The following is a 14,627-nucleotide window of genomic DNA, read 5'->3' as shown; positions in this document are numbered from 1 at the left end:
TCGGAATGTTGACAGGAGTCGCTCATGGCCGGGAACATGCTGGTCATGGACGTACTCATCAGCTGTCGCACCTTCTGTTGCTGACATATTGCCGCGCATGAAGCGCGTGTTTCTCGCTGTGTGAGTTTCCCTTCTCCGGCCTGCCGTCCCGGAATTCTTCCTGCCTTTCCCCTCTTTTTCCCCTGGGAGTCCTCCCATGCACCGTCGTGCCTTTCTCACCTCCCTGGCCGGGGCGTCCGCCGCCGTCGCGGGCCTCAGCGGCTGCGCCAAGGGCGATGCCTCCGCCGACACCGGGGGCGCCGCCACCGAGCCGCTCGCCGCCAAAGTCCCGGCCGGCACCAGTCTGAAGATCACCTCCTACCTGGGCCAGCAGCAGCTCCAGTTCAAGCTGGCGAAGCTGCCCGAGCTGCCCTTCACGGTGTCGAGCTGGGCGAACATCGGGGCGGGCCCGGATGTGATCAACGCCTTCCGCGCCCATTCCCTGGACCTCGCCAACAACGCGGGTATCCCGCCGATCCAGGCGCACTACCAGGGCTTCGACGCGAAGATCGTGGCGATCGACATCACCCGCAAGCCCAACTACCTCTTCGCCACCAAGCCCGGCAGCGACATCCGCACGATCGAGGAATTCCGGGGCAAGCGGCTCGCCTTCTCCCAGGGGCAGGCCCAGGGTGTCGTCCTGCTGCGGGCGCTGAAGCAGGCCGGCCTGAAGTACGACGAGGTGAAGCTGGTCCCGCTGACCAGCAACCAGTTCCTGACCGCGCTGCAGTCCGGCCAGGTGGACATCGCCCCGCTCGCCAACAACCAGGCGCCGGCGTACCTCAAGCAGTACGAGGGGAAGGGCGCCCACGTCATCCGGACCGGCGTCGTCGACCTGCTCAACCTGCTGTGGGCGCCGCAGGCGGTGCTGAACGACCCGGCGAAGGCAGCCGCGATCGCCGCCTACATCCCCCAGTGGGCCAAGGGCCAGGTGTGGACGTACGAGCACCCGGACGTATGGAACGAGGAGTTCTACGTCAAGACGCAGAACCTGACCCTGGAGCAGGCGAAGTCCATCACCGCCCTCACCAACAAGCCCCTCTTCCCGCCCAGCTGGGACGAGGCGATCAAGTGGGAGCAGGAGACCGCCGATCTGCTCGCCGAGGGCGGCTTCGTGAAGAAGTTCGACGTGTCCTCGCTCTTCGACCACCGCTTCGAGTCCATCGCCGCCAAGGCCGTACCGGCGGAGTACCGGAGGTGACCGCCGTGACCACGACGACGACAGCCCCTGCGGCGCAGGCCGCCGAGGAACTTCCCCAGGTCCGCCGGCGCCGCCGGCTCTCCCCCGGCCGTCAACTGCCCGCCGCCCGGCTCATCGGCCCGCTGCTGCTGCTCGTCCTGTGGGCCGCCGCCTCGGCCGCCGGAACGCTCGACACGGGTGCCGTTCCGGCGCCCTGGACGGTCCTGCGAACCGCCGGCCATCTGTGGACCGACGGCACCCTGCCCACCGATGTGCTGACCTCCCTGGAGCGAGCCGGCTACGGTTTCGCGATCGGCCTGACCGCCGGGGTGCTGCTCGCCCTGGCCTCCGGCCTCAGCCGGGCCGGTGAAGCGCTGATCGACGGGACCGTGCAGCTCAACCGGGCGATCCCCACCCTCGGTCTGATCCCGCTGTTCATCCTCTGGCTGGGCATCGGGGAAACCTTCAAGATCGCCATCATCGCGATCGTCGTCTACGTCCCGATCTATCTGAACACGCACGCCGCGCTGTCCGGCATCGACAGCCGCTTCGTCGAACTCGCCGAGGTCCAGGGCCTGTCGAGGTTCGCCTTCATCCGTCAGGTCGTGATCCCCGGCGCGCTGCCCGGCTTCTTCGTGGGACTCCGGCTCGGCGTCACCGGCTCCTGGCTGGGCCTGGTGGTCCTGGAGCAGATCAACGCCACCAGCGGCCTCGGCTACCTGATGTTCCAGGCGCAGAACTACGGCCAGAGCGACGTCATCCTGGTCGGCCTGCTGATCTACGGCGCCTTCGGCCTGGTCTCCGACAGCGTGGTCCGACTCATCGAACGGAGGGTGCTGTCATGGCGCCGCACACTGAGCAGCTGACCCGGCCCACCGTCCGGCTGCGCGGACTGACCCGGTCGTTCGGGGGCCGTACGGTCCTCGACGGCATCGACCTCGACCTGCCCGCCGGACAGTTCACGGCCCTGCTCGGCCACAGCGGCTCGGGCAAGTCCACCCTGCTGCGCGCGGTCGCCGGCCTGGACCACGGGGTGACCGGAAGCGGGCAGCTCACCGCGCCCGAACGGGTCTCCGTGGTGTTCCAGGACTCCCGGCTGCTGCCCTGGCGCCGGGTGCTGGACAACGTCCTGCTCGGCCTGGACGGCAAGGACGCCGGGGAACGCGGCCGGGCCGCGCTGCGGGAGGTCGGGCTGGGCGGCCGCGAGCGGGCCTGGCCGGGCGAGCTGTCCGGCGGCGAGGCCCAGCGGGCGGCGCTGGCCCGCTCCCTGGTGCGCGATCCCGAACTCCTGCTCGCGGACGAGCCGTTCGGCGCGCTGGACGCGCTCACCCGGATCCGGATGCACAACCTGCTGCGCGACCTGTGGAAGCGCCACCGGCCGTCCGTGCTGCTGGTCACCCACGACGTGGACGAGGCGATCGTGCTCGCCGACCGGGTCCTCGTCCTGGACCAGGGCCGGATCGGCCTCGACCTGGCCATCGACCACCCCCACCCGCGCTCCTACCGCGAGCCGGTGCTGGGCGCCTACCGCGAGCGGCTGCTGGCCGCGCTCGGTGTCACGGAGGACCACGCATGACCAGACAGCTCCATCTGAACGCGTTCCTGATGAACACCGGCCACCACGAAGCGTCCTGGCGGCTGCCGGAGAGTGATCCGTACGCGCACGTCGACCTCGCCCACTACGTCGGCCTGGCACGGACCGCCGAACGCGGCACCTTCGACTCCCTCTTCCTCGCCGACGGCCCCCAGCTGTGGAACAACCTGGCCCAGCGGCCGGCCGGCGCCCTGGAACCGCTCACCCTGCTGACCGCGCTGGCGACGGCCACGGAGCACATCGGCCTGATCGCCACCGCGTCCACCTCCTACAACTCCCCCTACAACCTGGCCCGCAAGTTCGCCTCGCTGGACATCATCAGCGGCGGCCGGGCCGGCTGGAACATCGTCACCACCGCCGGCGTCGAGGCCGCCCGCAACTTCGGCCTGGACGCCGAGCCCGCGCACGCCGAGCGGTACGCGCGCGCCGCCGAGTTCCTGGACGTGTCCCTCAAGCTGTGGGACAGCTGGGAGGACGACGCGGTCGTCGCCGACAAGGCGGCCGGCGTCTGGGGCGACGACAGCAAGATCCACCCGCCCCGGCACAAGGGGACGTACTTCAGCGTCGCCGGGGCCCTCAACGTGCCGCGCACCCCGCAGGGCTATCCGCTCCTGGTCCAGGCGGGGTCCTCGGCGGACGGCAAGGCGTTCGCCGCCCGGTACGCGGAGGCGGTGTTCACCGCCCAGCAGACCCTCGCCGACGCGCAGGAGTTCTACGCCGGCCTCAAGTCCCTCACCGGGCAGGCCGGACGCGACCCCGGGCACATCAAGGTGCTGCCCGGCATCGTCCCGGTGCTCGGGTCCACCGAGGCCGAGGCACGGGCCGCCGAGCAGCTGCTGGAGGACCACATCGTGTACGACCACGGGGTGGGCCGCCTGGAGAGCCTGCTGCACCTGGAGCCCGGGACGCTGGAGCTGGACGCCCCGCTGCCCGCCGGACTGGCACCCGAGTCCGCCATCGAGGGGGCCAAGAGCCGCTACACGCTCGTGGTCGAGCTGGCCCGGCGCGAGCGGCTGACCGTGCGGCAGCTGGTCGGGCGGCTCGGCGGCGGGCGCGGGCACCTCACCTTCGCCGGGACGCCCGAGCAGGTCGCCGACCAGATCGAGACCTGGTTCACGCAGGGTGCCGCCGACGGTTTCAACATCATGCCGGCCGTGCTGCCCTCCGGCCTGGACGCCTTCGTCGAACACGTCGTACCGCTCCTGCGCGCCCGTGGCCTGCTGCGCACCGAGTACGGGCCCCGCCAGACCCTGCGGGAGCGCTACGGCCTGCCCCGCCCCGCCAACCAGTACCTGACCCCCGCGTTCGCCTGAGAGGAACCCTCATGTCCATCGAGATCACCAAGGTCACCGCACGCATCGGCGCCCGGGTCTCCGGCGTCGACATCTCCGGACCGCTCGCCCCGGAGCAGGTCGGCGCGATCCGCGAGGCGCTCAACGTCCACAAGGCGCTGGTCTTCGACGACGTCCGCCTGGACGACGCAGGCCAGCAGGCGTTCGCCCGCCATCTCGGCGACCTGACCACCGCCCACCCGACCGTCGGCGCGGTCGACGGCGCCCCGAACGTGCTGCCGGTCGACAGCGAGCGGGGCCGCGCCAACCACTGGCACACCGACGTCACCTTCGTCCTCAACCCGCCGCAGGCCAGCACCCTGCGCTCGCTGACCGTTCCGCCGTACGGCGGCGAGACGCTGATCGCCAACGCGGCGGCGGCCTACCGCGATCTGCCCGAGCCGCTGCGCCGTCTGGCCGACACCTTGTGGGCCGAGCACACCAACGACTACGACTACGCGGTGCCGGACGAGGAGATCGACGAGGAGAAGGCCGCCCAGCGCGCCCGGTTCACCTCGATCACGTACCGCACCGCGCACCCCGTGGTCCGCGTGCATCCCCTGACCGGCGAGCGCGGGCTGTTCATCGGCGGGTTCGCGCAGCGGATCACGGGCCTGTCGGCGGGCGAGTCCCGCAAGATCCTCGACCTGCTCCAGGCGTACGTCACCCGCCCGGAGAACGTGCTGCGCCACCGCTGGTCGGAGAACCAGCTGGTGCTCTTCGACAACCGCATCACCCAGCACTACGCCATCGACAACTACGACGGGCGGCCGCGGCGCCTGCACCGGGTGACCGTCGCCGGTGACGTCCCGGTCGGCATCGAGGGCAAGGAGAGCTACTCGATCGAGGGTGACGCCTCGCACTACACCCCCGTGGCCGCGTAACCGGGGGTTCACCCTGCGTGCAGCGGGTGTCCGTATAGTGGGCGGCCCCTTCGCCTGAGCGGACGGGCCGCCCACACTGGCGGGGTTTTTGCCCGCCTATTGCACTGGGAGAGCCGCGCCCCATGCCCAGCAGCACCACCACGGAGACACCGCCGCAGCAGCGAGCGGACGGCTCCCTCTCCCACGGCCTCAAGCAGCGCCACCTGTCCATGATCGCTCTCGGCGGGGTGATCGGCGCCGGGTTGTTCGTCGGTTCCGGCGCGGGCATCGCCGCCGCCGGCCCGTCCATCGTGGTCGCCTACGCGGTCTCCGGCCTGCTGGTGATGCTGGTCATGCGGATGCTCGGCGAGATGTCGGCCGCGTACCCGTCGTCGGGGTCGTTCTCGGCGCACGCCGAGCGGGCGATCGGCCCGTGGGCCGGCTTCACCGCGGGCTGGTCCTTCTGGGTGCTGCTGTGCACGGCGGTCGGCCTGGAGGGCATCGGCGCCGCGAGCATCGTCCAGGGCTGGCTGCCGGGCACCCCGCAGTGGATGTGGGTGGCGCTGTTCATGGTGGTGTTCTGCGGGGCGAACCTGACCGCCGTGAAGAACTTCGGCGAGTTCGAGTTCTGGTTCGCCGCGCTCAAGGTCGGCGCGATCTCCCTCTTCCTGATCCTCGGCGTGCTGGCCATCGCCGGCGTACTGCCGGGCACCGACTCCCCCGGCGCGTCGCACCTGACGGACTTCATGCCGAACGGCAGCGAGGGCCTGCTGGTGGGCCTGCTCGCCTCGGTCTTCGCGTACGGCGGCCTGGAGACGGTCACCATCGCGGCGGCCGAGTCGGAGAATCCGGTCCGGGGCGTCGCGTCCGCCGTCCGTACGGCGATGTGGCGCATCGCCCTGTTCTACATCGGCTCGATGGCGGTCGCCGTCACCCTGGTGCCGTGGGACGCCAAGGAGGTCGTGGAGAAGGGTCCGTACGTCGCCACGCTCGACCACCTGGACATCCCCGGCGCGGGCCAGCTGATGAACGTGGTCGTCCTGGCCGCCCTGCTGTCCGCGATGAACGCCAACATCTACGGCGCCTCCCGCATCGCCTACTCGCTGGTCGAGCGCGGCCAGGGCCCGAAGGCGCTGTCCAGGCTGTCCGGCGGAGTGCCCCGGATCGCGGTCCTCACCTCGTGCGTCCTCGGTTTCGTCTGCGTGCTGCTCAACTACTGGCGCCCGGACGACATCTTCCGCTGGCTGCTGAACATGATCGGCGCGGTCATCCTGGTCGTCTGGATCTTCATCGCCGTGTCCCAGCTGCGGCTGCGCCGCCGCATCGAGCGCGAGGCCCCCGAGAAGCTCGTCGTGCGCATGTGGGCGTTCCCGTGGCTGACCTGGGTCGCGCTGGCCGGCATGACCGCGATCTTCGTCCTGATGGCCCGCGAGCCGGACACCCGTGTCCAGCTGTACTCGACGGGCGGCATGACCCTGCTCCTGGCCGCGGTCGGCTACGGCTGGCAGCGGGCGCGCGCCCGGCGCTGAGACCTGCTCCGGCCGGCGACCGGCGAGGCCCCCACGTGCGACACGTGGGGGCCTTTCTGTTACTCCGAAGCACTTATTGCTAGCGTGTAGTTGCAAGATACTTGCAATAAGGTTCCGGAGGGGACACCCATGCCCGTCTACACGTTGCCCGACCTGCCCTACGACTACTCCGCGCTCGCTCCCGTGATCAGTCCCGAGATCATCGAGCTGCACCACGACAAGCACCACGCGGCCTATGTGAAGGGCGCCAACGACACCCTGGAGCAGCTGGCCGAGGCGCGGGACAAGGAGACGTGGGGTTCGATCAACGGCCTGGAGAAGAACCTGGCCTTCCACCTGTCCGGGCACATCCTGCACTCGATCTACTGGCAGAACATGACCGGCCCCAAGGACGGCGGCGGCGAGCCGCTGGCCGCCGACGGCGTGGGTGACCTGGCCGACGCGATCACGCGGTCCTTCGGCTCCTTCGCCGGCTTCAAGGCGCAGCTGTCCAAGGCCGCGGCCACCACCCAGGGCTCGGGCTGGGGCGTGCTCGCCCATGAGCCGCTCAGCGGCCGGCTGATCGTGGAGCAGGTCTACGACCACCAGGGCAACGTCGGCCAGGGCGCCACCCCGATCCTGGTCTTCGACGCCTGGGAGCACGCCTTCTACCTCCAGTACCGGAACCAGAAGGTGGACTTCATCGAGGCGATGTGGCAGGTGGTCAACTGGCAGGATGTCGCCCGCCGGTACGAGGCCGCCAAGTCCCGCGCGGACGTGCTGCTGCTCGCGCCCTGAGCGGCCCCGGATCGTCCTGCCTCGTGATCGTCTTCTCACCCTTCACGGCGGCAGGCGGATGAAAGGAGACCCCCGCGAGGACGTGACTCGCGGGGGTCTTCCCCACCCCCCGACTCCACCGATCCGTCGACGCCGAGTTCAACCGGGCATCCGTATCCGGGAAATGCCCTGGCCGACGAGGCTTGCGGGTATGAACTCACTGACCGTGCGCGCGGCGCGCCGGAGCGCCCGGCACCCCTGGCGGGCCCTCCTCGGCTGGCTGCTGTCCGTGGGGTGACGGTCGCCATGGACCGGGGCCTGTTGCGGCGGCCGTGACGGGGTGCAGCCGGGCGGCGGACGGGCCCGCCGCGCCGGCGGCACCGGGCCCGTCTCAGGGGGTCACAGGTTGCTGAAGTCGGGGCCCTTGGTACGGGAACGCTTGATCTCGTAGAAGCCCGGGACCGAGGCCACTGCGATCGTGCCGTCCCACAGGCGGGCCGCCTCCTCGCCCTTGGGGGCGGGGGTGACGACCGGGCCGAAGAAGGCGATCTGCTCGCCGCCGGGTCCCGGAACCGCGATGACGGGGGTGCCGACGTCCTGGCCGACCTTCTCGATGCCCTCCTTGTGGGAGGCGCGCAGCTCGGCGTCGAACTCGAAGTCCTCCTGCTCGGCGTACTCGATCAGCTCGGCGGGCAGTCCCACGTCCGCGAGCGCGCCGGCGATGGCCTCCACGGTCGCGCCCTCGCCGTTGTTGTGGACGCGGGTGCCGAGCGCGGTGTAGAGCGGGCCGAGGATGTCGTCGCCGTGCTTCTGCCAGGCCGCGGTGACCACGCGCACCGGCTTCCACGCCTGGGTCGCGAGCATGTCCCGGTAGTCCTCGGGCAGCTCGTCCAGCTTGTCCTCGTTGAGGACGGCGAGGCTCATGACGTGCCAGCGGACCTCGATGTCACGGACCTTCTCCACCTCCAGCACCCAGCGGGAGGTCATCCAGGCCCAGGGGCACAGCGGATCGAACCAGAAGTCGACGGGGGTCTTGCCGGACGAGCGAGCGGTCTCGGACATGGTGCTCCTCAGCGAAAAGGTCTTTTGAAGGGGCAACGACGTCGGCGGGACCGGCATTCCCTGGTGCCCACCGTCAGGAGCGCATGGCAGGATCGCTCCTGTTCAGCCACCACTGACGCGACCACGAGGGAGTGCCGCCCGTGCCCGGTGAGAATCTGTCCCGCGACGAGGCCCGGGAGCGGGCCGCCCTGCTGTCCGTCGACGGGTACGACGTGTCCCTGGACCTGAGGTCCGCCGTCGGCGACGGGAACGGCGAGCCGCGCACGTTCCGCTCGGTGACCACCATCCGCTTCCGCTGCACCGAGCCGGGGGCGTCCAGCTTCGCCGACCTGATCGCGCCGGGCGTCACCGCCGTCTCGCTCAACGGCCGGGACCTGGATCCGGGAGAGGTCTTCGACGGCTCGCGGATCGCGCTGGAGGACCTGGCCGCGGAGAACGAGCTGGTGGTGGACGCGCAGTGCGCCTACTCCCGCACCGGCGAGGGCCTGCACCGCTTCGTCGACCCGGAGGACGGCGAGGTCTACCTGTACACGCAGTACGAGCCGGCCGACTCCCGCCGCGTGTTCGCGAACTTCGAGCAGCCGGATCTGAAGGCGCCGTACCGCTTCGAGGTGCGGGCGCCCGAGGGCTGGACGGTGTGGAGCAACGGCGCCGGTGAACTCGACGACGGTGTCTGGCGGTTCGCGGAGACCAAGCCGATCTCGACGTACATCACGTGTGTGGTGGCGGGCCCGTACCACTATGTGACGGACTCCTACACCCGCACCTTCGAGGACGGCTCGAAGCTGGAGATCCCGCTGGGCGCGATGTGCCGCAAGGGCCTCGCCCCGCACTTCGACGCCGAGGACGTCTTCCTGGTCACCAAGCAGGGCCTGGACTTCTTCCACGACCACTTCGACTACCCGTACCCGTTCGGGAAGTACGACCAGTCCTTCGTGCCGGAGTACAACCTGGGTGCGATGGAGAACCCGGGTCTGGTGACCTTCCGGGAGGAGTACATCTTCCGCGGGAAGGTGACACAGGCGTCGTACGAGGCGCGGGCCAACGTCATCCTGCACGAGATGGCGCACATGTGGTTCGGCGACCTGGTCACCATGGTGTGGTGGGACGACCTGTGGCTGAAGGAGTCCTTCGCGGACTTCATGGGCACGTTCGCGAACGTGGGCGCCACCCGCTTCAAGGACGCCTGGACCACCTTCGCCAACCGCCGCAAGGCCTGGGCCTACCGCGCGGACCAGCTGCCCTCCACGCATCCGATCACGGCGGACATCCGGGACCTTCAGGACGCCAAGCTGAACTTCGACGGCATCACCTACGCCAAGGGTGCCTCGGTGCTGAAGCAGCTGGTGGCGTACGTCGGCCAGGACGCGTTCCTGGAGGGCGCCCGGCGTTACTTCAAGCGCCACGCGTACGGCAACACGCGCCTGGACGACCTGCTGTCGGTGCTGGGCGAGACGAGCGGCCGGGACATGACGCAGTGGTCCCGGTCCTGGCTGGAGACGGCGGGGGTGAACTCGCTGACCCCGCAGGTGCTGCTGGACACCACGGGCGGCCGGATCGCCGAGCTGGCCGTGGTCCAGGAGGCTCCGGAGGCGTACCCGACGCTGCGCCCGCACCGGGTCGCCGTGGGCCTGTACCGCCGTACGCCCCAGGGCACGCTGGAGCGGTACGCGCGCGTGGAGACGGACGTGCACGAGCCGCGTACGGTCGTGGCCGAGCTGGCGGGCGCCGAGGCGCCGGAACTGGTGCTGGTCAACGACGACGACCTGACCTACTGCAAGATCCGTTTCGACGAGACCTCGCTGGCGACCCTGCGGACGCACCTGGGCGCGCTGACCGACCCGCTGGCCCGGGCGCTGTGCTGGTCGGCGCTGTGGAACCTGACCCGGGACGGGCTGCTGCCGGCGCGGGAGTTCATCGACCTGGTGCTGCGCTTCGCCGGCCGCGAGTCGGACATCGGTGTGCTCCAGATGCTGCACGCCTGGGCGAACTCGGCGCTGGTGCACTACGTGGCGCCCGCCTGGCGGGAGACCGGCGGGGAGCTGCTGGCCGAGGGCGCGCTGCGGGAGCTGCGGGCGGCCGGGCCGGGCAGTGAGCACCAGCTGGCCTGGGCGCGGTTCTTCGCGGCCGTGGCCGCCACGGAGCCGGACCGGAAGCTGCTGAGGGATCTGCTGGACGGCACGACCGAGGTCGAGGGGCTGGAGGTGGACCAGGAACTGCGCTGGGCGTTCCTGGAGCCGCTGGCGACGCACGGCGCGGCCGACGAATCGGTGCTGGCGGCGGAACTGGCCCGCGACGACACTGCGTCCGGCAAGCGGCACCAGGTGCGCTGCCTGGCCGCGCGCCCGTCGGCGGCGGTCAAGGCGCAGGCGTGGGCCCAGGTGGTGGAGGCGGACACGCTGTCCAACGCGCTGGTGGAGGCGACGATCGCGGGCTTCGCCCAGCCGTCGCAGCGGGAGCTGACCGCGCCGTACGCGCAGCTGTACTTCGCCGCGATCGAGCGGGTGTGGCGCGAGCGGTCGATCCAGATCGGCATGGACGTGGTGCGGGGCCTGTTCCCGGCGCTGCAGGACCGTCCGGAGACCCTGGACGCGACGGACGCGTGGCTGGCGGCGCACGAGGACGCGGCCCCGGCGCTGCGCCGGCTGGTGCTGGAGGCACGGGACGACCTGGCGCGGGCGCTGCGCGCACAGGCGTGCGATGCGGCGGCCTCCGACCACTGATCTTTGGCCTGAGCTTGCCCGGTCGGTGACCGTTACGAAATTCGGGCAAACGCAGCCGTAACCCCTGGTCCGCACCCGATCGGACCAGGGGTTTTCGGTGCCTACTCGGCACCCGAACACCTGACCTTTAGTCCCGTCTTGTCCGCATTTCTCGACGGCCGTGTAACAGCGGTTAAAGGCGGGACCCGGCGCGGGAATCCCGACGCCATGACCCACAACACCCCGCTCTCCCCCCGTCCCCTGCACCACCTCTCCGACGTCCACCGCCGCGTCCTGACGACGGCCCAGCTGCGCGCCCACGGCGTGCCCTCGGCCGCACTGAGCGAGCAGTGCCGCCCCAACGGCCCGTGGCGGGAGCTGCTCCCGAACGTGATCCTGCTGCACCCCGGCCCGCCCACCGGCGAGGAGCGGCTGCACGGCGCCCTGCTGTACGCCGCTCGCGCGGCGGAGCCGGGCGTCCCGGTCCAGCCGACGGCCGAGAGCCCGCACCGGCCGGTGTACGCGGAGGCGGTGATCACCGGGCTGGCGGCGCTGACCCTGCACGGCTTCTCGACCACCCCGCCGCTGACCTCGCTGGACCACGTGGACGTCCTGGTGCCGCGGTCGCGCCGACCGCGCTCCACGGGCTACGTCCGCGTCCTGCGCACCTCCGCCCTGCCCACCCCGCAGGCGGTGACGGGGCTGCCGGTGGCGCCGGTGCCGCGGGCGCTGGCGGACGCGGTGGCGGAGCTGACGGACGCGGAGGCGGTACGCCGGCTGCTGACCGAGTCGGTGCGCGGCGGCCACTGCGAACCGGCCGCCGTCGTCCGGGAGTTGAACCAGGCGAAGCTGCTGAGCCGCCCGCACGTGGTGGACGCGGTGGACGCGCTGCTGGCGGAGGGCCGCTCGATCGCCGAGGACCGGCTGTACCGGATGGTGCGCGAGTACGGCCTGCCCGACCCGGTCTGGAACGTCGACCTGCGCCTGCCCGGCGGCCCGCACCTGGGCGGTCTGGACGCCTACTGGCCGGAGCAGGCGGTCGCCGTCGAACTCGACACCCGCGCGCCCCGTCAGGACGACGACGCGCTGTGGTCGGAGTACGCCCGCAAGCGGGAGCACCTGGAGCGTCTCGGCATCACGGTCGTGTACATCACGCCGAGGAAGCTCCGGGAGTCCCTGGAGCAGCAGGCGGCGGTGGTGCGGACGGCGCTGATGGCGTCCGGCGACCGCGACCCGGCCGCCTACGTCGTGGTGCTGCCCCGGTCGTGACGGGCCGGGACCGGCGGGCAGGGGGGCGCCGGAAAGACCGTCAGGAGGGGAGCGGAGGGGCCACCGGGCCACAGGCCGGCGGCCCCTCCGCAGGTGTGCCGCCGCCGGGCCACTTGTGCTGCGCCGCCCGGGTGAGGGTTCACCGCAACGGACCAGCGGGACGGGCGGAGCCGGGCGGACCGCGATACAGGAGAGTCATGAGAAAGCCCCGAATAGCGGCCGGCGCGTGCTCCCTCCTCCTCGCGGCCGCCTGCGCGTTCGCCGCCCCCGCGACGGCTCAAGTGGCGTCCCGGGCCGTGGCCGGCGGCTATGTGGCCCTCGGCGACTCCTACTCCTCCGGTGTCGGCGCCGGCGACTACCTGGCCTCCGGCAAGGAGTGCAAGCGCAGCAGCCGGGCGTACCCCGTGCTGTGGGCCGAGGCCCACGCGCCGACGACCTTCAGCTTCGCCGCGTGCAACGGCGCCGACGCGAAGGAGGTCCTGACCGAGCAGCTCGGCCACCTCAGCGCCCGCACCGGCCTGGTCACCCTCACCGTCGGCGGCAGCGACACGGGCTTCGTCGGCGTCCTGGCGACCTGCGCGTTGGGCGGCCCCCAACGGTGCCTGTCCGCCGTCTCCCGTTCCCGCGCCGTCATGGACAGCACGCTCGCGGGCGACCTCGACGTCCTCTACACCGCCATCCGGAACCGGGCACCCGCCGCCCGTGTCGTGGTGCTCGGCTACCCGCACCTCTACCACCTGCGGGGCAGCTGTGCGCTGGGCCTCCAGGACGGTGCACGCACCACCCTCAACGACGCCGTGGACCACCTCAACGCGGTGATCGCCCAGCGCGCCGCCCTCCACGGGTTCACCTTCGCCGACGTGACCGCCGCCTTCACTGGCCACGAGATCTGCTCGTCCAGCCCGTGGCTGCACAGCGTCGACGTGCTGGCGATCACCGAGTCGTACCACCCGACGGCACCGGGGCAGTCGCTCGGCTACCTGCCGGCCCTCACCCGCGCGTCCTGAATCACGCCTCGCACCCACGGCCCGCCGACGGTGACCCCAGTCCGGGGATCCGGGGAGGGCCGGGGCCGGGGGCCGGGGTCTACAGCGGCTCGGGCAGCGCCGGCAGGCGCGAGGCCCGGGTGTGGACGCCGTCGAGCAGCGCGGCGTACGCCGCGATCATCCGCGTACGGCTGAAGCGTTCACGGCTCGCCGCCGACGCCGGGGCGAGTCCGGCGCGGCCGGCGACCGCCGCCGTCCAGGCCAGCGCGATGGCCTCGGGGTCCTGCGAGGTCACGAAACCGTGGCCCCGGACGATCTCCGCGCTGTCGCCGACGTCCGTCGTCACGGGAACGGCGCCGCACATCATGCCCTCGATCAGGCACAGCGGCGCCGCCTCCCCGGAAGCGGAGGTCAGGGCGACGACGTCGGCGCCGGCGTAGACGGTCTCCATGTCGCGGCGTACGCCGAGGAGGCGGACCCGTCCGGCGAGATGCCGGTCCGCGCCGAACGCGCTCGCGATGTCGGCTGCCAGGGCGGGGTTCGCGCCGTCCATGCCCGCGCCGCACATCAGGACCCGGCCCTCGGGCTCACGGGCGAGCCAGGCTCGGGCGGCCCGCAGAAGGAGCGGGACGTTCTTCATCGTGGCGTAACGGGCCGCGAAGACGATCACCGGTGCCGCGGCCGGGATGCCCAGGGACGCGCGGAAGGCGAGCCGGGCCGCCGCGTCCGGGCGGAAGCGCAGCAGGTCCACCCCGTTGGGGATGACGTGCAGCAGTTCGCGCGGGATGCCGGCGGCCTCGTACGCGGCCCGTGTGGACTCGGCGCAGCACACGCAGGCCACCACCGTGCCGTCGGCGATGGCGGCCTTCAGCTCGTCCAGGGCGGGGCCCTGGTTCTCCGGGTCGGAGCGATGCAGGCAGACCACGACCGGACGGCGGGGCAGCCCGGCCTGGTTGAGCAGCGCCAGCGGCTGCTCCTTCAGCGAGAGGATCACGTCGGCCGCGGCCATCGACCGTGCGGTCTCGGCCAGCTCCGGCCCGCTGAAAACATGCGCCGCGACCGTGCCGTCCACCAGGCCGGCGGTGCGGCCCAGGGAGGTGACGCCGACCGCGCCGGCGGTCAGCGCCCGGTAGCAGGCGTCGTCCTCCATGCGCTGCCGGGTGGCCTCGCGGTGGACCTCGCCATGGATGCTGAGTACCTGGTGGGACTGGCCGCCCTCGGCCAGTCCCAGAACGATGTCGGAGTGCACGATCCGGGCTCCCCCGGAGAAGAACCCCTCATAGACCGACAGCACACGCAGTTCGTGCCGAGCGCGC

Annotated in this window: 12 protein-coding genes; 10 read left to right on the top strand and 2 right to left on the bottom strand. The window is 71.5% G+C overall.

Going from position 1 to position 14,627, the window contains the following annotated elements:
- The first annotated feature begins 196 nt into the window (after positions 1-196).
- The 7 genes from ACIGYR_RS09340 to ACIGYR_RS09310 all read left to right on the top strand — a co-directional run bounded on the left by ACIGYR_RS09340 (position 197) and on the right by ACIGYR_RS09310 (position 7,313).
- Entirely contained in the window at positions 197-1,240 is a 1,044-nt protein-coding gene (locus ACIGYR_RS09340) for an ABC transporter substrate-binding protein (RefSeq protein WP_399596036.1), read from the top strand.
- A gap of 5 nt (positions 1,241-1,245) precedes the next feature.
- Positions 1,246-2,085, top strand: coding sequence for an ABC transporter permease (locus ACIGYR_RS09335; RefSeq protein ID WP_399596038.1), 840 nt, complete (start codon positions 1,246-1,248; stop codon positions 2,083-2,085).
- Complete coding sequence (locus ACIGYR_RS09330; RefSeq protein ID WP_399596040.1) at positions 2,061-2,795, top strand: ABC transporter ATP-binding protein; 735 nt, start codon at positions 2,061-2,063, stop codon at positions 2,793-2,795. The genes ACIGYR_RS09335 and ACIGYR_RS09330 overlap by 25 nt, the downstream gene beginning before the upstream one ends.
- Positions 2,792-4,126, top strand: a complete 1,335-nt coding sequence (locus ACIGYR_RS09325; RefSeq protein WP_399596042.1) for an LLM class flavin-dependent oxidoreductase — start codon at positions 2,792-2,794, stop codon at positions 4,124-4,126. The genes ACIGYR_RS09330 and ACIGYR_RS09325 overlap by 4 nt, the downstream gene beginning before the upstream one ends.
- A gap of 11 nt (positions 4,127-4,137) precedes the next feature.
- Positions 4,138-5,028, top strand: a complete 891-nt coding sequence (locus ACIGYR_RS09320) for a TauD/TfdA dioxygenase family protein (protein WP_391845553.1) — start codon at positions 4,138-4,140, stop codon at positions 5,026-5,028.
- 122 nt (positions 5,029-5,150) lie between these two features.
- On the top strand, positions 5,151-6,536 hold the full coding sequence (locus ACIGYR_RS09315; protein WP_399596045.1) for an amino acid permease: 1,386 nt from the start codon (positions 5,151-5,153) through the stop codon (positions 6,534-6,536).
- 129 nt (positions 6,537-6,665) lie between these two features.
- Positions 6,666-7,313, top strand: a complete 648-nt coding sequence (locus ACIGYR_RS09310) for a superoxide dismutase (RefSeq protein WP_399596047.1) — start codon at positions 6,666-6,668, stop codon at positions 7,311-7,313.
- 378 nt (positions 7,314-7,691) lie between these two features.
- On the opposite strand, the gene ACIGYR_RS09305 is transcribed toward ACIGYR_RS09310, so the two are convergent.
- The gene (locus ACIGYR_RS09305; protein ID WP_391845547.1) at positions 7,692-8,354 is read right to left on the bottom strand and encodes a DsbA family protein; all 663 of its coding nucleotides are present in this window, start codon (positions 8,352-8,354) and stop codon (positions 7,692-7,694) included.
- A 140-nt stretch (positions 8,355-8,494) separates the two neighbouring features.
- On the opposite strand from ACIGYR_RS09305, the gene pepN reads away from it, so the two are divergent.
- The 3 genes from pepN to ACIGYR_RS09290 all read left to right on the top strand — a co-directional run bounded on the left by pepN (position 8,495) and on the right by ACIGYR_RS09290 (position 13,332).
- Positions 8,495-11,077, top strand: coding sequence for an aminopeptidase N (pepN, locus tag ACIGYR_RS09300; RefSeq protein ID WP_399596050.1), 2,583 nt, complete (start codon positions 8,495-8,497; stop codon positions 11,075-11,077).
- 207 nt (positions 11,078-11,284) lie between these two features.
- The gene (locus ACIGYR_RS09295; protein WP_399596052.1) at positions 11,285-12,325 is read left to right on the top strand and encodes a hypothetical protein; all 1,041 of its coding nucleotides are present in this window, start codon (positions 11,285-11,287) and stop codon (positions 12,323-12,325) included.
- 197 nt (positions 12,326-12,522) lie between these two features.
- Positions 12,523-13,332, top strand: coding sequence for an SGNH/GDSL hydrolase family protein (locus ACIGYR_RS09290; protein ID WP_399596054.1), 810 nt, complete (start codon positions 12,523-12,525; stop codon positions 13,330-13,332).
- Positions 13,333-13,411: 79 nt separating this feature from the next.
- On the opposite strand, the gene ACIGYR_RS09285 is transcribed toward ACIGYR_RS09290, so the two are convergent.
- A complete protein-coding gene (locus ACIGYR_RS09285) occupies positions 13,412-14,605 on the bottom strand; it encodes a glycosyltransferase (protein ID WP_391845618.1) in 1,194 nt (397 codons plus the stop codon).
- Positions 14,606-14,627 lie beyond the last annotated feature (22 nt).

Source organism: Streptomyces sp. NPDC053076 (genome assembly GCF_044546845.1).
In the GTDB taxonomy this organism is placed as follows: Bacteria; Actinomycetota; Actinomycetes; order Streptomycetales; family Streptomycetaceae; genus Streptomyces.
This window is presented reverse-complemented; position numbering and strand designations above follow the sequence as displayed.